This window comes from Bradyrhizobium sp. TM239, from assembly GCF_036247985.1.
Lineage (GTDB): Bacteria > Pseudomonadota > Alphaproteobacteria > Rhizobiales > Xanthobacteraceae > Bradyrhizobium > Bradyrhizobium ottawaense.
On the sequence record NZ_BTIR01000017.1, the window covers coordinates 197274 to 217420 of the forward strand.

Below are 20147 nucleotides of genomic sequence, written 5' to 3' on the forward strand. Positions count from 1 at the left end.
GCTAGGCGCAGTCCGCTCAGCTAACCCACCTACGAGAGCTAAACAAGAACAGGGAGGATCAATGACCACGGAAACCACCATCGACACCGGCACCGACGAACTCCTCTGCGTCATCCGCGACCGTGTCGCTGTCATCACGCTGAACCGACCGGACGCGCGCAATTCGCTGTCGGACGCGCTGACCCCGGCGCTACGCACGATGATCCGCAACTGCGGCGAGAACCCCGGCGTCGGCGCGCTGCTGATCACCGGCGCGGGCGAAGCGTTCTGCGCCGGCAGCAACGTCAAGGGCATGGGCACGCATCGCGACAAGGCAAAGCTCGAGATGCCGCTAGAAGATCGCATCGCCGATCTGCAGGAGCGGCAACGGCTGCTCACCGGCGCGCTGGTGTCGGTGCGCAAGCCGACCATCGCTGCGCTCCCCGGCCCCGCGGTCGGCGCCGGACTCGCCATCGCCATGGCCTGCGACATCCGCATCGCCGCGCAATCGGCCTTCGTCGCCACCGGCTATGCCCGCATCGCGCTGAGCGGTGATTACGGCATCGCCTGGCTGCTCACCCGTCTCGTCGGCACCGCGCGGGCGCGCGAGCTGATGTTCACCGGCGACCGGGTCGACGCCGTGCGGGCCGAAGCGATCGGCCTCGTCAACCGCGTCGTGCCCGATGACAAGCTGCAAGCCGAAGCCTTCGCGCTGGCCAAATCGCTCGCCGAAGGCCCGAGGCTGGCACTGCGCTACATGAAGGACAATCTCGACGAGGCCGTGCTGTTCGACTTCGAAACCGCGCGCGACCACGAGGCCGAACGGCTGGTGCGCCTCACCACGACCGCCGATCACAAGGAAGCGGTGCAGGCGTTCATCGAGAAGCGGAAAGCGGGATTCACGGGGAAGTAGGCTACGGAGCACAAAAAAAAGCGCCCGGCCCTGGTTCACCCAGAGCCGGGCTTGCAGTGGTGTCAAACCGAGGCTGAGGGGCTTTCGGCCTGACGGGAAAGCGCGGCGAGGCGCCAGCTTGCGCAGGGAATGTCTTTCGGCGCGACCGCGATCTCCTTGTCGAAGCGCACCAGCTTCCAGTCATCGGGATGATTGACGAAGGCGAAACCGGATTTGCGCGCGAGCGAGACCATGGTCTCGTTGGGGCGCAGCGTGTCGCCGAACATGTGCTCGGCGCCGAGCGCAGCCGCGCGGCATTCGAGATTCTTCATCAACGCGGTGGCGATGCCGTGGCCCTGCCAGCGATCATGGACCGACAGGCCGAATTCGAGCGTCGCGGTTTCGGCGTGCAGCGCATAGCGCGCTTCGGCGACGATGGTCTCGAAGCCGTCGATCATCATGGTCGCGACCACGGTGAAACGTTCGCGCTCGCCGACCTGAAGGAAGTCGTGCAACAGTCCGTTCGGCAACTCGCTGACAGCGCCGAAGAAACGGTTGTAGCGGGAGCGGGTCGAGAGCGAGCGGAAATAGTGCTGCAGCTCGTCGGTGTCGCGCGGCTCGACGAAACGGACGTTGAGCGCCGTGCCATCGCGGGTGCGCAGCGTGTCCGAATATTGCTTGAGGTCTTCGAGGCGGAGAGCGCTCATGATACGAGCCCTTCACAAAAGGGACCGCCGGCGCCCCCACAGTCAGGCGGCGCCGGCCTGGCGGCCAATCAGGCCCGCCAGAAGGGTTTGTCAGCCTCGTAGGCAATGTCGGTCCAGGACAGTCCGACGTCCTGAAGATCACGCGCGGTCCATTGGGTGAGCTCGCGCCTGTTGCGATAGCGCTCGTGCCAGACGTGAAGGGTCTCGCCGATCTGCTGGATCAAGCCGGGCGCATGATGATTTATCATCGAATTGTGGGTCAAGGTAGACATTTTAAGCTCCTGGAGCTAACCTGACCGCTAATATCGGCTTCCTGGTGCACTGCGACAAACGACAATTTGTACCTTTTCGCATGAAATAACGTCATGTATCCTGCTGCCAAATGACTGCCAGATTGCCGTCCCTGAACGGATTGCGGGCGTTCGAAGCCGCCGCGCGCCATCTCAGCTTCACGCTGGCAGCGTCCGAGCTGAACGTGACGCAGACCGCGATCAGCCATCAGATCCGCAGGCTCGAGGAGGAGCTCGGCATCCGCCTGTTCATCCGGCAGAACCGCGCGCTGGCGCTGACGCCGGAAGCGCGCGACTACCTGCCCGGCGTCCGCGCCGCCTTCAACGACCTCCGGCTTGCGACCGACCGGCTGCTGCGCAAGGACGACGACAAGGTGCTGACGGTCTCGACGCTGGCCTCGCTCGCGGCAAAATGGCTGCTGCCGCGGTTGACGGATTTCCAGGAGCAGCATCCCGGCATCGATGTCCGCATCACCACCTCGACCAGCCTGGTCGACTTCCAGCGCGACAATGTCGATGCCGCGATCCGCTATGGCCGCGGCCAATGGCCGGGCCTGCGCGCCGACTGGCTGATGGCGGATGAGTTGTTTCCGGTGTGCAGTCCGTCGCTGCTGCGCGGCGACAAGCCGCTGCGCCGGCCCGAAGATCTGGGAAACCATCCGCTGCTGCACACCTCGAACGCCAACAGCGACGACTGGCGGCTATGGCTGACCGCGGCGGGCCTGCCGGCCGACATCGCAAGGCACCCCGGCATCACCTTCGACATGATCTTCATGACCATCCAGGCCGCGATCGACGGCATCGGCGTCGCGATGGGACGGACCTCCTACGTCCAGGACGACATCGCCAAGGGCCGCCTCGTGGTCCCCTTCAAGATCGCGCTGCCGGCCGACGCCGGCTTCTACCTGGTCGCCCCCGCGGGCCGCCGCGAAGCGCCGAAGCTGACCGCATTCCGCCAATGGATGCTCGCTGCGACGCAAAATAAAGCCTGAAAAATCATCAGCTTCCGCGGCAAAATCGATTGACTCGCAGCGCCCTGCGCGGGAAGGGATGAGACAGATTGTCACAGCATCAATCTGTCGCCTTGCCGTGAATGATTCCCGGTCCGGCCACGTCTCGAAGGGGAGCAACGCCATGGTTGGACCAGCAACCAATCCGCCTGAACTCAAATCGCGCATCGGCGCCATCCTGCGCGCCACGTCAGGCAACTTTCTCGAACAGTTCGACTTCTTCCTGTTCGGCTTCTATGCGGCCGCGATCGGCAAGGCGTTCTTCCCTTCCTCCAACGAGACCGCGTCGCTGCTCAACACCTTCGGCGTGTTCTGGCTCGGCGCCTTGATGCGGCCGGTCGGCGCGATCGTGCTCGGCGCCTACATCGACCGCATCGGCCGCCGCCAGGGCCTGATCGTCACGCTCGCCATCATGGCCTTCGGCACCGTCGTCATCGCGTTCTGCCCGAGCTACGCGACCATCGGCATCGCCGCGCCCATCATCGTGCTGATCGGACGTTTGCTGCAGGGCTTCTCCGCCGGCGTCGAGCTCGGCGGCGTGTCGGTCTATCTCTCGGAGATCTCCACGCCGGGCAATCGCGGCTTCTACACCTCGTTCCAGTCATCGAGCCAGCAGGTCGCGATCTTCGTGGCCTCGATCCTCGGCTACATCCTCTCGGAGGTGATGCCGGCCGACACCGTCGCCGCCTGGGGCTGGCGCATTCCCTTCTTCGTCGGCTGCCTGATCATTCCCCTGATCTTCTTCCTGCGGCGGACGCTGGAGGAGACGCCGGCCTTCCTCGCCATGAAGAAGCATCCGACGGCCAGCGAGGTGTTCGCCTCCGCCCTCGCCAACTGGCGCATCGTCATCCTCGGCATGATGATCGCGATCCTGACCACGACCACGTTCTACTTCGTCACCGTCTACACGCCGACCTTCGGCAAGACCGTGCTGAAGCTGTCGACGCAGGAAGCGCTGCTGGTGACGCTGCTCGTCGCCGTGACCAACTTCTTCTGGAACCCGGTCGGCGGCGCATTGTCCGACCGCATCGGCCGCAAGCCTGTGCTGCTCATCATCGCCGGCCTGTCGCTCGTCACGGCCTACCCTGCGCTGCACTGGCTGGTGGCGGCGCCGAGCTTCGGCAAGCTGCTCGCGGTCGAGATGATGTTCTCGTTCTATTTCGGCGTCTACAGCGGCACCATGCTCGGCGCGCTGGTCGAGATCGTGCCGGCGCATGTGCGCACCACCTGCTTCTCGCTCGCCTTCGCGCTCGCGGCCGCCCTGTTCGGCACCTTCACGCCGTTCGCCTCGACCTTGCTGATCGAGCATACCGGCGACAAGGCCTCGCCCGGCTTCTGGCTGATGCTCGCTGCGCTGCTCGGAATCATCGCGGCCTCGACGGTGTATCGCGGCGGCGGCAAGGCCGTGCCGACTTATGATGCGGTGCCGGAGCCGGTTGCGGGGCATTGACGGCCGCTTCAATCGTCGCCGTCTCTTACCCTCCCCCTCCAGGGGAGGGTAAGAGCGGGACTTACAGCTCCACCACCACGTAATCGCTCTCGACGCTCACCGGAATCGTCTCGGCGACATACGGGCCCTTCACGACGCTCGCACCCGGCTCGACATGGGCGGGATAGGCCTTCACGCGGAAGCGGCGGGGATCGCAATAGGACTGGCCGGTGCGGATGTCGAACTCCCAGCCGTGCCAGGGGCAGCGGATGATCTCCCCGAGCCTGGTGTATTCGATCTCGCCGGGCTCCTTTGACTGCGCAAGACCGATCAGCGGGCCCTCGCACAGCGCCGCGCCCTGATGCGGGCAACGGTTCATCAGGCCGAAATATTCGCCCTTGATGTTGAAGACCGCGATCGGCCGCCCGTCGATCTCCAGAAATTTTCGCGTCCCCGGCGGCAGTTCATCGACCGGCGCGATCACGTGCCGCGCCATCAACCAATCCCGTACAGGGTGCGCGCATTGCCGAGATAGAACGCCTCGCGATTGGCCTCGCTGACACCCGCCGGCAGCACGCGCGACGGCTCGTCGTAATCCCAATGCGGATAGTCGGTCGCGAACAGCAAGCGGTCCCAGCCGATCCAGTTGATGACGTCGAACAGATCCTCGCGGCTTTCAGGGTCCTCCATCGGCTGCGTGGTCCACCACACCTGCTCGCGGATATATTCCGACGGCGGCCGCTTCACATGCGGCACTTCGCTCCGGAGTCGCTGCCAAACCTTGTCGAGCCGCCACGCCAGCGACGGCGCCCAGCCGAAGCCGGCCTCGATCATCACCATCTTCAGCTTCGGGAAGCGCTCGAACACGCCTTCCAAAACCAGGCTCGCCAGCGCCGATTGCTGGCATTGCGAGTGACCGACCATCTCCTCGATGTAATAGGACGGCCAGCCCGACGGCGTGATCGGATTGCCGCCGAAGCCGAAGGCGTGGACGCCGACGGGAAGGCCGGCTTCCTCCGCGGCCTGGTAGATCGGCCAGTAACGGCGCTGGCCGAGCGGCTCGACATTGCGGCTGAGCAGCAGCACCTGCACGAAATTCTTGTCGCCGGCGCGCTCGCGGATTTCAGCGGCGGCCGACAGCCCGTCCTCATTGCCGACGACGATGGACGCCTTCAGCCGCTTGTCCTTGCTGGTCCATTTGTCGATCTGCCAGTCGTTGATCGCCGAACACAAGGCGGCCGAGAGCTCGTGATTGCGGATGCCCTGCCCAGTGCCCAGCGGATTGAGCACGCCGAGCTGCACGTTGTTGGGATCGAGCAATTGCTTCTGCATGAAGGACAGCGAGGAGCCCTGCGGGCCGCCCTCGGGCGGATAGGCATCGCGGCGCGAAGCATTGGGCTGGGCCTTCGGATAGGGCGGGCCTTCCATCATGCCCTGATAGGCATGGACGCCGTAGACTTCGAGATGATGCTGCCAGCGTTTGGCGAGATAGGGATAAAGCTCGGTGCGGGTGGCGCGTGCCGGATGGATGTCGCAGTCCGCGATCGCGGTTTTGACGGTCAGTGGGGAAGCGGCTTCTTGGCTCTCGCGGAATTGGATATTCATCGCCTTGCCTCCTTTGGCAGCGGGCTCATTTCAGGCGGGGATAGGTCGCATGTGGATTTTCGATCATGATCTTGCGCACGAGATCGGGGGTGAGACCTTCGGGCAGCGCGTCCTGGCCCTCGAACTGCCAGTGCGGATAGTCCGTGGAGAATAGGACCAATTCGTCGGACTGCATATGATCAAACAGGCGAATTAATGTCGCCTCATCCGGCGGCGCATCAAATGGCTGTAAGGAGAAGCGGATGTTGCTGCGCACAATATCCAGCGGCGCGCGGTCGACCCAAGGCGTCTCCATCCGCACTCCGCGCCAGAACTTGTGCAGGCGCCAGAGAAAGGGGGAAATCCAGGAGACGCCGGATTCCAGCATTACCATTTTCAGGCGCGGATATTTGGCGAACACGCCCTCGACGATCAGGCTCGTGAGCTGGGTCTGGAACGCCTGAGCCTGCCCGACATAATCCTCGATGTGGTAGGAACCCCATCCCACGGCGGTCGGCGGATTGTGATAGGCGGAACCCGCGTGGATGCCGACGGGTAGTTCCAGCCGTTCCGCGACTTCATAGATCGGCCACAGCGCGCGCTTGCCGAGCGGCGTGTCGCCCATCACCAGCATCAGCACCTGGACGAAACGCTTGTCCTGCGCGCAGCGCTCGATTTCGGCCACGGCCTTCTCGACGCTTTGCGTCGGGATCACGATCGAGCCGCGCAGCCGCTTGTCGCGATCGAGCCACTCCTTCACCAGCCAGTCGTTCAGCGCGCGGCAGAATGCGGCCTGCAAATCTTCCGAAAACACCATCTGCACGCCGTAGAGCGGATTGCAGATGGCATGATCGAGCTGGAAAGCATCGAGCACATGGCGCTGCATGTCCTCCAGGCTTTCGCCGGGTTTGCCGCTCTCGGGGCGCCAGTCGGGGCGCGCCGTGATCGGCGAATTCTGCGGATAGGATTGCGAGACGAGGTCGACCATGCCGCGCGTCGTCACCTGATCGCGCCAATAGTCGTTCAGGTACGGCAGCAGGCTGGTCAGATGCGGCACGGCCGGATGCACATCGCAATCCACCCCGCCGGCGATCAGGGACGCCATGACGTCTCCCTTCTCACGTTTCCTCGTAAGTCTCTTCTTATACCTGCCATTCAAGCAGGACTGCCCGTCGCCCGCAACTCAGCCAAGCGTCCTGTCATATGCTAGGAAGGCTCAGCTCGGTTGCGAAGGGACAAGGGGTTAGGGATGAAAGAGCTCGTCGGCATTGCGGAACAGGTCGCAGCGAAGCTGATCGCGCGCAAACAGACCATCGCCGTGGCAGAATCCTCAACCGGCGGCCTGGTCTCGGCCAGCCTGCTCGCGGTGCCCGGCGCGTCCGCCTATTTCCTTGGCGGCGCGGTGGTCTACACCCGCGATGCCAGGCGCGTGCTGATGGATATTTCGGACGAAGGAATGAAGGGCTTTCGCTCATCGTCGCAGCCCTACGCGCAACTGCTGGCCGAGCAGATGCGAACGCGCTTCAACAGCGACTGGGGCCTGTCCGAGACCGGAGCAGCCGGCCCAACCGGCAACCGCTACGGCGACGCCGCCGGCCATAGCTGCATGGCGGTTGCGGGGCCTGTGTCAGAGGTGATGACGCTGGAGACCGGCAGCAACGACCGGTTCGGCAACATGCAAATGTTTGCTGCGACGGCGCTGAAGCTGTTGTTGAGGAAGCTGGAGGGGTGAGAGTTCTGACGGTGGCAGCGGTCCCGCTTTCGATACCGTCATCCTGAGGTGCGAGACACGCGGCGCAACGCGCCACGTGACGAGTCTCGAAGGATGAACGGCCGAGATGCAGCCGGGCCGTCGCCCTTCGAGGCTCCCCTTGCTTCGCAAGGGGAGCACCTCAGGATGACGGTGAGAGATTTGTACTCGCCGCGCCGTTCAACGTCACCGCCCCAGATGCCGCATGAAGATCCGCACCACATAGCCCTGCACGCGCGGCGCCTCGTCGTAAACGTCCGACGCGATCCGCTCGATGGTCTCACGCAACGACAGGAACTGCGCCTGCCGCGCGATGCTTTCGGTGCCCTGCATGCCCGCGAGCTCATCCATCGCGGCGTCGCTGATCTGGCACTGCACGACCTCGTCGCCACTCAGCATGGTGAAGCGAAAGGCCAGCCGTTGGAGATCATGGCCAATGATCCTGTCGCGCGTCAGCGGCATCCAATTGTCCCGTTCGCGCCCCCGAACGGGACAATGCTGAAAATCTGACGGCTTGTCACTATCCGCGCCGCAGGACGTGGCAGTCATCCGACGCCCATCAGTCGCGCGGCTCGACGAACCGGCTGCTCTCCAGCTTCAGTAGACGAGCGCCATGCCGGTCGGTCTGTCGAGCGCCGCGGCCAGCGACCGATACTCCTCACAGCTGGTCCCGCAGATGGAGGCAATCCGGCTCAAATGATAGAGCGCCTGCTCGCGATTGCCCCGCTCGAGCTGCCACAGCCCGTAATACTGCCACGTCAGCACGTGGTTCGGATCTACCTTCAAGGCGCGCTCATACCAGACCTGCGATTGCTCGTAGTCGCCGAGCTTGCGATAGGAGTAGCCGATGAGGTTGGCGACGTTCGGATGATCGTCATGGCCGAGCGACTTCAATTGCGCGATCGCGGCCGCATAGTCGTTGCGCTCGTAGATCGTGTCATAGGCCACGCGGTAGCCGGCCGCGAATGCGGGATCGCCGATGCTGGACTGATTGTTCGGCTTCTTGCCCTTCTGGGTTGCCTTGGTTCCGGGGCGTTTCGGATAGGTCGGCTGCGGCTTCTGATCCGAATAGGCGCCGGCGTACGGATCCGTGGAGCTGGCGCCGCCCCCGCCTCCTCCACCCCCGCCTCCGCCCGCGGCAAATGCCGGCGAGCTCGACAGGGCTGCCGCGAATGTACCCAACGTGACGAGCTTGATCATCGTCGTGATCATGTCTGTCTCCTGTACTGTTTCAAGCGGCCCCGGACCAATTGTTAACCCTGCCTTGGCAACGATATTCCGGGGCACTGCACTTTACGGAGACGTCAGCGTTCGTACGGCAGTTCCGGTGTCCTTTACTGGAAGGCCACCTCGGCAAAGCTGCGGAGCTTTCGCGAATGAAGGCGCTCCGATTCCTGCTGCTTGAGCCGTTCCAGCGCTTTCAGGCCGATCTCGAGATGCTGGCCGACGCGGCGGCGGTAGAATTCGCTGGCCATGCCTGCGAGCTTGATCTCGCCGTGCAGCGGCTTGTCGGAGACGCACAGCAGCGTGCCGTAGGGCACGCGGAAGCGATAGCCGTTGGCGGCGATCGCGGCCGATTCCATGTCGAGCGCGACTGCGCGCGACTGCGACATACGCCGGATCACCTCAGGCCCGGAGATCTCCCAATTGCGGTTGTCGACGCTCGCGACGGTTCCGGTGCGCATCAGGCGCTTGAGCTCGAAACCTTCGAGCCCCGTGACGTCCTCGACCGCCTCCTCGAGCGCGACCTGCATCTCCGCCAGCGCTGGGATCGGCACCCATAGCGGCAGCTCGCGGTCGAGTACGTGGTCTTCGCGCACATAGCCGTGCGCGAGCACGTAATCGCCGAGACGCTGCGTGTTGCGCAGGCCCGCGCAATGGCCGAGCATCAGCCAGGCATGCGGGCGCAGCACCGCGACATGGTCGGTGACGTTGCGTGCGTTGGAGGGACCGGTACCGATGTTGATCAGCGTGATGCCGCGATAGCCTGATGCGACCAGGTGGAAGGCCGGCATCTGCGGCATGCGCGCCGGCGCAACGCCGCTGATCGCGCCGCCGCTGCGCGTGATGACGTTGCCCGGCGCGACGAAGGCTTCAAGGCCAGCCTCACTCGACTGGAGCCGCTGCTGACAGAGCTGCGCGAAGGCGTCGACATAGAACTGGTAGTTGGTGAAAATGACAAAATTCTGGAAATGCTCGGGGTCGGTGCCGGTGTAGTGATAGAGCCGGCGCAGCGAGTAATCGACGCGGGCGGCGCGGAACAGCGACAGCGGCTCGGGCGCGCCCGGCTGAAGCTCGAAGGTGCCGTCGGCAATCGAATCGTCCATGGTGGCGAGATCGGGCACGTCGAACGCGTCGCGCAGCGATCGCGCGACAGAGGAGTTCTCGCTGGTCGTGATCGCAGCTTCGATGTTGATGTCGCGGCGATAGGCGAAGTGGATCGGGATCGGCTCGGCGGACTCGCCGATCTCGACGGGCACGCCGTGATTCTGGATCAAGAGGCCGATCTGCTCGATAAGGTAGCTCCGGAACAGATCCGGACGCGTCACGCTGGTCTCATGCACGCCCGGCCCGGCGACAAAGCCGTAGGCGAGACGCGAATCCAGCCGCGCATGCGTCGCGGTGGTGACGCGGACGAAGGGATAATAGGCCCGCACCCGCGTCGTGATCGCTTCGCCGCCGACATAGGCCTCGAACCGGTCGCGAAGGAACTTGGTGTTGCGCTCGTAGATCTCTTCGAGGCGGGCAACGGCGAGGGAGGCGTCGGAGAAGGATTCGGTGGCGATGGAGGGTGGGGATTGCATGGTTCGACCGCCGGGTTGATGGGCTTGAGTCGAACTATAGCAAAGAAGCCAGTGCCGTAGGGTGGGCAAAGCGGAGCGTGCCCACCAATATGCTCGTCGTGTGAAAGATGGTGGGCACGGCGCGTCGCGCCTTTGCCCACCCTACGAGATCCGGACCGACGCTTTCGCCGTCACTTCTCCCGGAACGCCCGCATCAGCTGGTCGTGCAGCGGCTTCATCAGATAGGACAGCATGGTGCGGTCGCCGGTCTGGACGAAGGCTTCCACGGGCATGCCGGGGATCATCTTGACGTCGCCGAGACGGGCGATCTCTGCGGCCGGCATCGAGACGCGGATGGTGTAGTAGCTCTGGCCGGTGCGCTGGTCGGTGGTGACGTCGGGCGAGACGCGGCTGACGAGGCCGTTGAGCTCCGGCGTGGTGCGCTGATTGAAGGCGGAGAGGCGCAGCAGCGTCTTCTGGCCGATCTGCAGCTTGTCGATGTCGACCGGATTGACCTTGGCCTCGACCTGGAGATCGTCGGCCTGTGGCACGATCAGCATGAGCGCGTCGCCGGCGGTGATGACGCCGCCGACCGTGTGCACCGTGGATTGCAGCACCATGCCGTCCTGCGGCGCGCGGATGTCGATGCGGCGAAGCTGGTCTTCGGCGGCGACCTTGCGCTCGATCAGCTCGCCGATCTTGTCGTTGGTCTCGCGCAGATCCTTGGAGACCTCGCTCACCACGTCCTTGTCGACCTGGATGATCTGGAGCTCGGTCTCGGTGATCTTGCCCTTGGCCTGGGCGCGCGAAGCGATGTATTGCGCGCGTTCGCCGTTGAGACGGGCCGAGTCGCGTTCGAGCTGGGTCAGCCGCGAGATCTGCACCAGACGCTTGTCGTAGAGCTCGCGCACGCCGGTGAGCTCGTTCTGCACCAGCGCGATCTCCTGATCCTTGGCCTTCTCCTGAGCGCTGAGGCCCGAGATCTCCTCGTTGAGCTGCGTGATGCGCTCGCGAAGCTGGGCCTTCTGTCCGGTCCGGCCGTTGACGCGGACGTCGAACAGCTTGGTTTCGGCGGAGAGCAGCAGCTTGACGTCGGGATCGCTGGCGCGCTCGAGCAGGGCTTGCGGAAATTCGAGCCTGTCGACCCCGCGCTGCTCGGCCTGCAAGCGCGCCGCACGCGCCTGCGCGGCGTCGAGATTCTTTGTCACGATGGCGAGGTTGGCCTTGGTGACGGTGTCGTCGAGCCGCACCACGATGTCGCCGGCCTTGACCAGGTCGCCGTCGCGGGCGCGCACCTCGCCGACCACGCCGCCGGTCGGATGCTGCACCTTCTTGACGTTGGATTCGACCACGATCTGGCCCGGCGCGATCAGCGCGCCCGAGATCAGCACGGTCGAGGCCCAGCCGCCGAGACCGACGACCAGGACCAGCACGATCACGAGGCCGAGGATCAGGTGGAACTTGATGGATTCGCGCACGGTCTTCTTCGCGGCAGGCTTCGCCCCGCCAATGGCCATCGTGCTCATGGCTTGGCCACTCCGCCTTCGCTGACGATCTTGATCGGGGCCGGCGGCGTCACGCGCGGCTGCAGAACCTGGGCGAGCACCTGCTCCTTGGGGCCGAACGCCTGCATGCGGCCGTCGCGCAGCACCAGGACCTGGTCGACCGCCTCGACGCCGATCGGGCGGTGCGCCACCACGACGACGATCGCGCCGCGCTCGCGGGCGGAGCGGATGGCGCGGGTCAGCGCCTCGTCGCCTTCGGTGTCGAGATTGGAATTTGGTTCGTCGAGCACGATCAGGAAGGGGTTGCCATAGAGTGCGCGCGCCAGCGCCACACGCTGCGCCTGGCCTGCGGAAAGCGCTGTGCCCTGCTCGCCGACCTGGGTGTTGTAGCCCTCGCGCATCTTGATGATCATCTCGTGCACGCCGGCTTCTTTCGCAGCCGCGATGATGCCTTCGGAGGTCGCCTCGGGATCGAACCGGCTGATGTTCTGGGCAATGGTGCCGCCGAACAATTCGACGTCCTGCGGCAGATAGCCGATGTGCCGGCCAAGCATGTCGGACGACCATTGGTCGAGCGCCGCGCCGTCGAGACGCACCTTGCCGCGCACCGGCTGCCAGACCCCGACCAGCGCGCGGATCAGCGACGACTTGCCGGAACCGCTCGGGCCGATCACGCCGAGGCCGTTGCCCGCGGCGAGCGCGAAGGTGATGTCCTGCACGATGAGGCGCTGGTCGCCCGGGGGCACCATGGCGACGCCTTCGACCGAGAGCCGGCTCGTGGGCGCCTGCAACTGGGTCGGCATCGCCTGCGCGGGCATCTGCTCCAGGAGGCGCGTGAGGCGGTGCCAGCTCTGGCGTGCCGCGACGAAGGATTTCCAGTGCGCAATGGCGAGATCGACCGGCGCGAGCGCGCGGGCAGAGAGGATCGAGCCGGCGATGATGATGCCGGCGGTCGCCTCCTGGTGGATGACGAGATAGGCGCCGACCGCGAGCACGGCCGATTGCAGCATCATGCGCAGCACCTTTGCGATCGCACCGAGGCCGCCGGCGACGTCGCTCGCACGCTGATTGCCGACAAGATATTTTTCGTTGGTCTCGCTCCAGCGCTGGTTCATCCGGCCGGCCATGCCCATCGCCACCATGACTTCGGCGTTGCGGCGGCTGGCCTGGGCGAGATCGTTGCGCTGGGCGGCAAGTCCCATCGCCTCGCGCGCCGGCTGGCGGGACATGAACTCGGTGACCAGCGTCAGCCCGACCAGGATGATGGCACCGACCAGCGCGGTGACGCCGATCATGACGTGGAAGGCGAAACAGATGGCGAGATAGAGCGGCAGCCAGGGCAGGTCGAAGAACGCGCTCGGGCCCATGCCGCCGAGGAAGGAGCGGACGTTGTCGAGATCACGCAGCGGCTGGAGGCCTTCGTTGCGGCTGCCGACCAGGAGCGGCAGGCGCACGATGGTGTCGAACACGCGCTTGTTGAGGGCTTCATCGAGCGCGGTGCCGATCCGCCCCAGGATCCGGTTGCGGATCATGTCGAGCACGCCCTGCGCCATGTAGAGGAAGCTGGCAAGGATGATCAGGCCGACCAGGGTCGGGACGCTGCGGCTCGGCAGCACCCGGTCGTAGACCTCCAGCATGAAGATCGACCCGGTCAGATAGAGCAGGTTGATCATGCAGCTCATGAAGCCGACGCCGACGAACGCCGTGCGACAAGCGCGCAAGGCGTCACCGAGCTCTGAACGGCGGACGCCAGGACCGGCTGCCATCAGTCTGATCTCTTTCAGGTGGGGGCCAAGGCCCCTGATTTCACGGGCAATTCAGGGTACTCGCCCCGGATTAACATCATGTTCGCCCTGCGTCCAACGCAGCCGGGCTCATCCAAAACCCTGATGGGTCACATCTACCCCTGATGGCCCCGCACGCAAGTCCGGTATTTCACAGTCTTTGCGGCTTTTTGGTGCAGTGGCCCGCCGCCCCTCCCCGGTCCTGGAGAGGCGGCTAGTTCCGGTCGATCGAACCGGGCGGCTGCTAGAACCGGCCGCCACCCCGCACCAGCCGCACCACCAGCAGCAGGATGACCGCGCCGATGGCGGAATAGACGATCTCGGACACCAGCCCGGTGCCGATGCGAATGCCGAGCTTCGGAAACAGGAAGCTCGCCACCAGCGCGCCGGCGATGCCGACCACGATGTCGCCGATGATCCCGAACCCCGTTCCGCGCACCACCTTGCCGGCGAGCCAGCCGGCCACCAGGCCGACGAACAGGATGACGAGCAGGCCTTCGTTGGAAATGTGCATAAGTCTGGTCCCTCTCCATGAACGGCCGCATGGAACGGGAACCGGGATGAATGGGGTCTGAATGCTAGTCGCTTCAGCCGGCTCCGACAAAAAGTCGAAAACAACCCCATGCAAAGTAGAACGGCTTTGGCCTGCAGTCCCCGGTGAACTGTGACAACTCGGTGTTGCCGTGGAGGAATTTCAAAGGAAGGAGCGAGCGGCAGCGCCGTTCGAATATTATGACAGCGCCGCGGTCTGCTCCGCCAGCACACATCGCGCCGCCCGGCCCGGCCCGACCGTCACATTGGCAGGCAATTGCTCCAGGCAACGCAGCTGCGCCACGGCGCAGCGCGGGGCGAAGGAGCAATTGTGGGGTCTTTCGGCCAGCGAGGGCGGTGTGCCGGGGATGGTTTCGAGGCGGGCGCCACGCTTGGCGCCGTGAATAGTCGAGGCGAGCAGGCCCTTGGCGTAGGGATGCACCGGGCTGCGGACGATGTCGCGAAGCGTGCCCTGCTCCACGATCTGGCCGGCATACATCACCGCGACACGGTCGCAGATCTCGATGGCGACGCCGATGTCATGGGTGACGAAGATGACGGACATGCCGAACTCGCGCTGCAGCTCGCGCAGCAGCAGCAGGATCTGGATCTGCACGGTGGCATCGAGCGCGGTGGTCGGCTCGTCCGCCAGCAGGATTTTTGGCCGGCAGGCCAGCGCCAGCGCGATCATGGCGCGCTGGCGCATGCCGCCGGACATCTCGTGCGGATAGGCGTCGAGCCGGCGTTTTGCGGAGGGAATGCGCACGACCTCGAGCATTTCGAGTGCGCGTGCCCTGCCCTCTGCGTAGCTCTTGCCTTCATGCCGCACGACGCTCTCGGCGATCTGCGCGCCGATGCTATAGACCGGATCCAGCGCCAATGCCGGCTCCTGGAAGATCATCGACACGGTCTGGCCGCGGAAGGACGACAGCTCCTCGTCGTTCATGGCGAGCACGTCGCGGCCCATGACGTTGACGGTGCCCGAAATCTGCGTGCGCTTCTTCGGCAGCAGCCGCATCAGCGCGCGCAGGGTCACGCTCTTGCCCGAACCGGACTCGCCGAGCAGGCCCAGCACCTCACTGTTGCCCAGCGAAAGACTGAGATCGTTCACGGCATAGACCGTGCGCTCCCCAGTGAAGCGGATGTTGAGGCCTGAAATCTCGACGAGCTTTGTCATGACGGCAGTTTCGGCAGTCGATCGTGATAATCGGTGACGCGCTGGAACGCGGCGCCGATGGTGAGCAGGGTTGCCTCGTCGAAGGAGCGGCCGATCAGCTGCATGCCGACCGGCAGGCCGCTTTTCGTGAAGCCCGAGGGCACGGTGAGCGACGGCAGGCCGAGGAAGTTCACCGGGCGGGTGAACAGCGTCAGCCGCTGCACCATGGCCGGCGCGTTCGGCCCGCCGCCGACATCGCTCTCCTCGATCGTCGGCGCCGGCACCGGCGAGGCCGGCGCGATCACGGCATCGACGCCCGATGTCGCCGCGTTGTGCGCGGCTAGCGCCGGGCCGCGCCAGCGCATCGCCTCGAGATAGGTGATGGCGGGAACGGCGAGACCGTTCTGCAGCCGCATCAAGACCTGCGGGCCATAGTCCTGCGGACGCTCGATCATCCAGCGCTTGTGGAAGGCGGCAGCTTCGGCGGCGAGCACGAGCTGGCTCGCCGAGGACAATTGCCGCTGGTCCGGCAGCTCGACCGTGACGATGTCGGCGCCCTCGCGCTTGAGCACGGCGATGGTCTCGTCCAGCACGCGCGCGACCTCGCTGTCGAGATCGTCAACGTAGAAAGATGCGGGCACGCCGATCTTCAGGCCCTTCAGCGAGCCCTTGGTGGCGCCGACATAGTCCGACAGCGGCTCGTGGCTGCAGGTCGAATCCGCAGGGTCCGCCCCAGCCATCAGCGCCAGCAGCAGCGCGCAATCTTCGGCAGTGCGGGCAAGCGGGCCGACGGTGTCGAGCGACTGCGACAGCGGCATTGCACCGGCGCGGCTGACCCGGCTCCAGGTGGTCTTGAGGCCCGTGACGCCGCAGAAATGCGCGGGCATCCGGATGGAGCCGCCGGTGTCCGAGCCCAGCGCCCCATAGGTCAGCCGCGCCGCGACCGCCGAGCCGGAGCCCGACGAGGAGCCGCCGGTGATGTGGGCGATGTTCCAGGGATTGCGCACCGGGCCGTAATGGGCGTTGTGCCCGGTCGGGCCATAGGCGAATTCGGCCAGATGCAGCGTGCCGAGCCTGATCTGGCCGGCGTCCTTGAGCCGCTGCAACGCCGTGGAGGTCACGGTCGGCACGAAATCGCGACGGATCAGCGAACCGCAGGTCGCGACGTGGCCTGCGTCGTAATACATGTCCTTGTGCGCGAGCGGCACGCCGTGCAGCGGACCACGGACATTGCCCTTGGCCAGCTCGGCATCAGCGACCTCGGCCGCCTTCAGTGCAGCCTCCGCCTCGACCGACATGAAGGCGTTGAGATGCGGCTGCCACTGCGCGATGCGGTGCAGCAGCGCGCGCGTCACCTCATGCGAGGACACCTGCTTCATCGCGATCGCGCGCGCGATCTCGGTGAGCGTCATCAAGGCAGGCTCAGTGCTCATTTCGACACCTTCTGCGTCTGCACGGTCGGATAGAGCGCGGGCTCGAGGTCGAACGGCAGCGTGCCGGCGATGGCCGCGAAGCCTTCGAAGGCAGGTCCGATGGAATTGGAGATGCGCGTCGCGATCTCGTCATCGACGGGGACGCCGGCAACTAGCGCGATCGGCTTGATCTCTTTCGGTGTCGGTCTCGTCATGCGGTCTTCTCCCTGGGCGCGCGGCTGTGGCCTGAACCCGGTATCGCCATGTAGCACGCGGCCTCGTGGCCCATATTATCCAGCGCAGTGAGCTTTGGTGTCGCATTTGCGCAGAGCGGCTCCGCAAACGGGCAACGGGTGTGGAAGCGGCAGCCCGGGGGCGGATCGATCGGATTGGGCGGATCGCCTGTGATCGGCGGCTGCTCGGTACGCCTGTCGGGGTCGGACGACGGCATCGCCGCCAGGAGTGCGCGCGTATAGGGATGCGCAGGGTTATCCCAGACCTGGTCGACCGGGCCGAGCTCGACGACCTCGCCGAGATACATCACCAGCACGCGGTCCGAGATGTAACGGACGACGTTGAGGTCATGGCTGATGAAGAGATAGGTCAGCCCGAACTCGCGCTTGAGGTCGGCGAGCAGGTTGAGCACCTGCGCCTCGACGGATTTGTCGAGCGCGGAGACGGCTTCATCCAAAATCACCAGCCGCGGAGACAGAGCCAGCGCGCGCGCGATGTTGACGCGCTGGCGCTGGCCGCCCGAGATCTCGTGCGGATAGCGGTTGGCGAAGTTTTCGGGGCGTAAGCCGACCTTGCCGAGCAGCTCGCGCGCCAGGGTGCGCGCCGCGCCATCGGCCATGCCGTGCACCTTCGGGCCGAAGGCGATCGATTCCTCGATCGTCAGGCGCGGATTGAGCGAGGCATAGGAGTCCTGGAACACCATCTGCATGCCGCGGCGTAGCTCGCGCAGCGACAGCGCCTGGCCGACCGTCATGCCGTCATAGATGATGTCGCCGGTATCGCGCGGCATCAGGTGCATCAGCAGGCGCGCGGTGGTGGACTTGCCGCAGCCGGACTCGCCGACGATGCCGACGGTCTCGCCCTTGGCGACGGCGAAGGAGACGTTGTCGACGGCGCGCACGGTGCGCTTCGCGGCAAACAGCCCGCCGCGAACAGGGAAATGTTTGGTGAGGCCGTTGACCTGAAGCAACGGCTGCTCGACGCCGCCGACGTCCTCGACCGGCTCGAGCATTTCGACGGATGTGTTGCTCTCGCTCATGGCTAGTTCCTGATGTCCATGGCGCTGCGCAGGCCGTCCGAAAGCAGGTTGAAGCAGATCGAGACCGCGAAGATCATCGCGCCCGGCAACGCGGCGACCCAGGGATTGACGTAGATCGCGGTGCGCAAGGTGTTGAGCATCAGCCCCCATTCCGGCTCCGGCGGCTTGGTGCCGAGGCCGAGGAAGGAGAGACCGGCAGCCAGGATCATCGAGACCGAAATCAGGCTCGTCGCATAGACGAAGATCGCGCCGAGTACATTGCCGAGGATGTGCACGCGCATGATGGTGAAGGGCCCCGCGCCGGAGGCGCGCGCGGCCTCAACGAAGTCCATGTTGCGCACGCCGGTGGTGACGCTTTCGGCGACGCGGGTGATCTGCGGCACGAACACGACCGTCAACGACACGATGGAGTTGAGGATGCCGGCGCCCAGCGCGCCGGAGATCGCGATCGCCAGCAGCACGGAGGGAAAGGCGTAGAATACGTCGATCGTGCGCATGATCGCGGTGTTGAGCTTGCCGCCGACATAGCCGGCGACGAGGCCAAGCGAAGTCCCGATGCAGAAGGCGAGGATCACGGGCAGAATGCCGATGACCAGCGACAGCCGCCCGCCATAGATCAGCCGCGCCAGCATGTCGCGGCCGAGCTCGTCGGTGCCGAGCGGGTAGCCAACGGTGCCGATGTGGCGCAGGCGGCGGATCATGGAGCCCTTGTAGGGATCCTCAAGGCCGAGCCACGGCGCAAGGATCGCGGACAGGAAGATCAGCAGCAGCACCAGCGCGCAGGCCATGCTGACCTTGTCGCGCCGGATGCGGCGGCCGACGGTCGCCCAATAGCCGCGCGCCTTGGTGGCGGGTGCGGCCTGCAGCGCGGCATCGGCAGTGGCGGCGGACAACGGAAGCTCGCTCATCGCCGCAGTTTCCATCGTCGTCCCGGCGAAAGCCGGGACCCATAGCCACGAAATGTAATTTGGCGAAGACTCGTAGTGGCCGTCTCGTCCCACAACCGCTTACCGGAGTTATGGGTCCCGGCCTTCGCCGGGACGACACTGAGTGTGTGGCACCTCATCCCGTTAGCCCCGCTTGATGCGCGGGTCGATTGCGGCTTGCGCGATGTCGACCATGAGATTGAGGAACACGAAGAACAGCGCCAGGATCAGGATCGTGCCCTGCAGCAGCGGCAAGTCGCGCTGGAAGATCGCCGAGTTGAGCAGGAAGCCCGAGCCCGGCCAGGAGAATACGGTCTCGATCAGGATCGAGCCGCCGAGCATATAACCGAGTTGAAGCCCCATCACCGCGAGCGCAGTGGGCGCGGCGTTCTTGACGACGTGGCGGAACACGCCGCGCTCATGCAGGCCTTTTGCGCGCAATGCCTCGACAAAATCCTGGCTGAGGATGTCGCCGGTCAGCGCACGCACCGTGCGGGTGACGATGCCCATCGGAATCACCGATGTCGTGATCGCGGGCAGCACGAGGTATTGCAGGTGCGCCCAGTCCCAGGCCCAGGTGGCGGAGCCGCCGGGCCCGGCGCCGACCGCGGGCAGCCAGTTCAGCTGCACCGAGAAGATGATGACGAGCACCATGCCGAGCCAGTAATGCGGCACCGACACGCCCGCGATGGCAAAGGACGTCGCGAGCTTGTCGATCCAGGTCTCGCGGAAATAGCCGGCGATCAGGCCGAGCAGGATGCCCATGGTGAAGCCGATGATCGCGGCGGCGATCGCCAGCGTGACGGTGTTGCTGACGGCGCGCATGACCTCGGCGAGCACGGGGCGCCCCGTCGCGATGGAATTGCCGAGATCGCCGTGCAACGCGCGCATCAGCCACAAGCCGAACTGCACCGGTAGCGGGCGATCAAAACCGTAGGCGGTACGGAGCTGCGCGGCGAGCTCCTGCGAAGCGTCGGCCGGCAGCACCGCGACCAGCGGATCGCCCGGCGTGATGTGCACGAGCAGGAAACACACCAGCGCGACGCTGATGACGATCGGGACGACGTAGACGATGCGTCTGGCGATATAGGCGAGCACTGAATTACCTGACTTGGGAGCGCACGATTGGGTGCGCG

The 20147-nt window shown here is 65.2% G+C and carries 21 protein-coding genes; 4 read left to right on the forward strand and 17 right to left on the reverse strand.

Annotation, left to right across the window (positions count from 1 at the left end):
• Positions 1-61: 61 nt before the first annotated feature.
• Positions 62-892 carry an enoyl-CoA hydratase gene (locus tag AABA84_RS26460; protein ID WP_338313639.1) on the forward strand — a complete coding sequence of 277 codons (831 nt, stop codon included), beginning with the start codon at positions 62-64 and terminating at the stop codon, positions 890-892.
• A 62-nt stretch (positions 893-954) separates the two neighbouring features.
• On the opposite strand, the gene AABA84_RS26465 is transcribed toward AABA84_RS26460, so the two are convergent.
• Positions 955-1578, reverse strand: coding sequence for a GNAT family N-acetyltransferase (locus AABA84_RS26465; protein ID WP_338313640.1), 624 nt, complete (start codon positions 1576-1578; stop codon positions 955-957).
• A gap of 68 nt (positions 1579-1646) precedes the next feature.
• Positions 1647-1850: a DUF1127 domain-containing protein gene (locus AABA84_RS26470; protein ID WP_338313641.1), complete on the reverse strand. Its 204-nt coding sequence runs from the start codon at positions 1848-1850 to the stop codon at positions 1647-1649.
• A gap of 110 nt (positions 1851-1960) precedes the next feature.
• Between AABA84_RS26470 and AABA84_RS26475 the strand changes: the two genes are divergently transcribed.
• Together AABA84_RS26475 and AABA84_RS26480 are read left to right on the forward strand one after the other, a co-directional pair.
• Entirely contained in the window at positions 1961-2860 is a 900-nt protein-coding gene (locus tag AABA84_RS26475) for a transcriptional regulator GcvA (RefSeq protein ID WP_338313642.1), read from the forward strand.
• Between the two features lie 142 nt (positions 2861-3002).
• Positions 3003-4328: an MFS transporter gene (locus tag AABA84_RS26480; RefSeq protein WP_338313643.1), complete on the forward strand. Its 1326-nt coding sequence runs from the start codon at positions 3003-3005 to the stop codon at positions 4326-4328.
• Positions 4329-4389: 61 nt separating this feature from the next.
• Here AABA84_RS26480 and AABA84_RS26485 read toward each other — a convergent pair whose 3' ends face one another.
• The 3 genes from AABA84_RS26485 to AABA84_RS26495 are packed head-to-tail and all read right to left on the reverse strand — an operon-like array spanning position 4390 to position 6996.
• Positions 4390-4803, reverse strand: a complete 414-nt coding sequence (locus AABA84_RS26485) for a Rieske (2Fe-2S) protein (protein WP_212245795.1) — start codon at positions 4801-4803, stop codon at positions 4390-4392.
• Entirely contained in the window at positions 4803-5912 is a 1110-nt protein-coding gene (locus AABA84_RS26490; RefSeq protein ID WP_212245797.1) for an amidohydrolase family protein, read from the reverse strand. Before AABA84_RS26490 ends, AABA84_RS26485 begins: the two co-directional genes overlap by 1 nt.
• A 25-nt stretch (positions 5913-5937) precedes the next feature.
• Entirely contained in the window at positions 5938-6996 is a 1059-nt protein-coding gene (locus AABA84_RS26495) for an amidohydrolase family protein (protein WP_338313644.1), read from the reverse strand.
• Positions 6997-7140: 144 nt separating this feature from the next.
• Between AABA84_RS26495 and AABA84_RS26500 the strand changes: the two genes are divergently transcribed.
• Positions 7141-7623 (forward strand): CinA family protein, encoded by a 483-nt coding sequence (locus AABA84_RS26500; protein ID WP_338313645.1) that lies wholly within the window; start codon positions 7141-7143, stop codon positions 7621-7623.
• Between the two features lie 204 nt (positions 7624-7827).
• On the opposite strand, the gene AABA84_RS26505 is transcribed toward AABA84_RS26500, so the two are convergent.
• From AABA84_RS26505 to AABA84_RS26560, 12 genes are all read right to left on the reverse strand, one after another.
• The gene (locus AABA84_RS26505; protein ID WP_338313646.1) at positions 7828-8103 is read right to left on the reverse strand and encodes a DUF1488 family protein; all 276 of its coding nucleotides are present in this window, start codon (positions 8101-8103) and stop codon (positions 7828-7830) included.
• A 135-nt stretch (positions 8104-8238) separates the two neighbouring features.
• Positions 8239-8853, reverse strand: a complete 615-nt coding sequence (locus AABA84_RS26510; protein ID WP_338313647.1) for a tetratricopeptide repeat protein — start codon at positions 8851-8853, stop codon at positions 8239-8241.
• 122 nt (positions 8854-8975) lie between these two features.
• Positions 8976-10445 carry an AMP nucleosidase gene (locus AABA84_RS26515; RefSeq protein ID WP_338305731.1) on the reverse strand — a complete coding sequence of 490 codons (1470 nt, stop codon included), beginning with the start codon at positions 10443-10445 and terminating at the stop codon, positions 8976-8978.
• 170 nt (positions 10446-10615) lie between these two features.
• Entirely contained in the window at positions 10616-11950 is a 1335-nt protein-coding gene (locus AABA84_RS26520) for an HlyD family type I secretion periplasmic adaptor subunit (RefSeq protein ID WP_338313648.1), read from the reverse strand.
• Positions 11947-13695: a type I secretion system permease/ATPase gene (locus tag AABA84_RS26525; RefSeq protein WP_212245813.1), complete on the reverse strand. Its 1749-nt coding sequence runs from the start codon at positions 13693-13695 to the stop codon at positions 11947-11949. Before AABA84_RS26525 ends, AABA84_RS26520 begins: the two co-directional genes overlap by 4 nt.
• Before the next feature lie 262 nt (positions 13696-13957).
• On the reverse strand, positions 13958-14227 hold the full coding sequence (locus tag AABA84_RS26530) for a GlsB/YeaQ/YmgE family stress response membrane protein (RefSeq protein WP_212245815.1): 270 nt from the start codon (positions 14225-14227) through the stop codon (positions 13958-13960).
• 216 nt (positions 14228-14443) lie between these two features.
• A complete protein-coding gene (locus tag AABA84_RS26535; protein WP_338313649.1) occupies positions 14444-15421 on the reverse strand; it encodes an ABC transporter ATP-binding protein in 978 nt (325 codons plus the stop codon).
• On the reverse strand, positions 15418-16833 hold the full coding sequence (locus AABA84_RS26540) for an amidase (protein ID WP_338305734.1): 1416 nt from the start codon (positions 16831-16833) through the stop codon (positions 15418-15420). The genes AABA84_RS26535 and AABA84_RS26540 overlap by 4 nt, the downstream gene beginning before the upstream one ends.
• Entirely contained in the window at positions 16830-17027 is a 198-nt protein-coding gene (locus tag AABA84_RS26545; protein WP_038948830.1) for a hypothetical protein, read from the reverse strand. Before AABA84_RS26545 ends, AABA84_RS26540 begins: the two co-directional genes overlap by 4 nt.
• Positions 17024-18085 carry an ABC transporter ATP-binding protein gene (locus AABA84_RS26550; RefSeq protein WP_338313650.1) on the reverse strand — a complete coding sequence of 354 codons (1062 nt, stop codon included), beginning with the start codon at positions 18083-18085 and terminating at the stop codon, positions 17024-17026. Before AABA84_RS26550 ends, AABA84_RS26545 begins: the two co-directional genes overlap by 4 nt.
• 2 nt (positions 18086-18087) lie before the next feature.
• Positions 18088-18993, reverse strand: a complete 906-nt coding sequence (locus AABA84_RS26555; protein ID WP_095426896.1) for an ABC transporter permease — start codon at positions 18991-18993, stop codon at positions 18088-18090.
• A 162-nt stretch (positions 18994-19155) separates the two neighbouring features.
• Positions 19156-20109 carry an ABC transporter permease gene (locus AABA84_RS26560; RefSeq protein WP_212245821.1) on the reverse strand — a complete coding sequence of 318 codons (954 nt, stop codon included), beginning with the start codon at positions 20107-20109 and terminating at the stop codon, positions 19156-19158.
• Positions 20110-20147: the final 38 nt, after the last annotated feature.

Excerpts from the sequence above, each read along its gene's own strand:
- AABA84_RS26535 (WP_338313649.1), bottom strand. The coding sequence starts at position 15,421 with ATGACAAAGCTCGTCGAGATTTCAGGCCTCAACATCCGCTTCACTGGG.
- AABA84_RS26465 (WP_338313640.1), bottom strand. The coding sequence starts at position 1,578 with ATGAGCGCTCTCCGCCTCGAAGACCTCAAGCAATATTCGGACACGCTG.
- AABA84_RS26510 (WP_338313647.1), bottom strand. The coding sequence starts at position 8,853 with ATGATCACGACGATGATCAAGCTCGTCACGTTGGGTACATTCGCGGCA.
- AABA84_RS26480 (WP_338313643.1), top strand. The coding sequence starts at position 3,003 with ATGGTTGGACCAGCAACCAATCCGCCTGAACTCAAATCGCGCATCGGC.
- AABA84_RS26505 (WP_338313646.1), bottom strand. The coding sequence starts at position 8,103 with ATGCCGCTGACGCGCGACAGGATCATTGGCCATGATCTCCAACGGCTG.
- AABA84_RS26470 (WP_338313641.1), bottom strand. The coding sequence starts at position 1,850 with ATGTCTACCTTGACCCACAATTCGATGATAAATCATCATGCGCCCGGC.
- AABA84_RS26500 (WP_338313645.1), top strand. The coding sequence starts at position 7,141 with ATGAAAGAGCTCGTCGGCATTGCGGAACAGGTCGCAGCGAAGCTGATC.
- AABA84_RS26540 (WP_338305734.1), bottom strand. The coding sequence starts at position 16,833 with ATGAGCACTGAGCCTGCCTTGATGACGCTCACCGAGATCGCGCGCGCG.
- AABA84_RS26475 (WP_338313642.1), top strand. The coding sequence starts at position 1,961 with ATGACTGCCAGATTGCCGTCCCTGAACGGATTGCGGGCGTTCGAAGCC.
- AABA84_RS26550 (WP_338313650.1), bottom strand. The coding sequence starts at position 18,085 with ATGAGCGAGAGCAACACATCCGTCGAAATGCTCGAGCCGGTCGAGGAC.
- AABA84_RS26545 (WP_038948830.1), bottom strand. The coding sequence starts at position 17,027 with ATGACGAGACCGACACCGAAAGAGATCAAGCCGATCGCGCTAGTTGCC.
- AABA84_RS26490 (WP_212245797.1), bottom strand. The coding sequence starts at position 5,912 with ATGAATATCCAATTCCGCGAGAGCCAAGAAGCCGCTTCCCCACTGACC.
- AABA84_RS26520 (WP_338313648.1), bottom strand. The coding sequence starts at position 11,950 with ATGAGCACGATGGCCATTGGCGGGGCGAAGCCTGCCGCGAAGAAGACC.
- AABA84_RS26515 (WP_338305731.1), bottom strand. The coding sequence starts at position 10,445 with ATGCAATCCCCACCCTCCATCGCCACCGAATCCTTCTCCGACGCCTCC.
- AABA84_RS26485 (WP_212245795.1), bottom strand. The coding sequence starts at position 4,803 with ATGGCGCGGCACGTGATCGCGCCGGTCGATGAACTGCCGCCGGGGACG.
- AABA84_RS26460 (WP_338313639.1), top strand. The coding sequence starts at position 62 with ATGACCACGGAAACCACCATCGACACCGGCACCGACGAACTCCTCTGC.
- AABA84_RS26530 (WP_212245815.1), bottom strand. The coding sequence starts at position 14,227 with ATGCACATTTCCAACGAAGGCCTGCTCGTCATCCTGTTCGTCGGCCTG.
- AABA84_RS26525 (WP_212245813.1), bottom strand. The coding sequence starts at position 13,695 with ATGGCAGCCGGTCCTGGCGTCCGCCGTTCAGAGCTCGGTGACGCCTTG.
- AABA84_RS26555 (WP_095426896.1), bottom strand. The coding sequence starts at position 18,993 with ATGAGCGAGCTTCCGTTGTCCGCCGCCACTGCCGATGCCGCGCTGCAG.
- AABA84_RS26495 (WP_338313644.1), bottom strand. The coding sequence starts at position 6,996 with ATGGCGTCCCTGATCGCCGGCGGGGTGGATTGCGATGTGCATCCGGCC.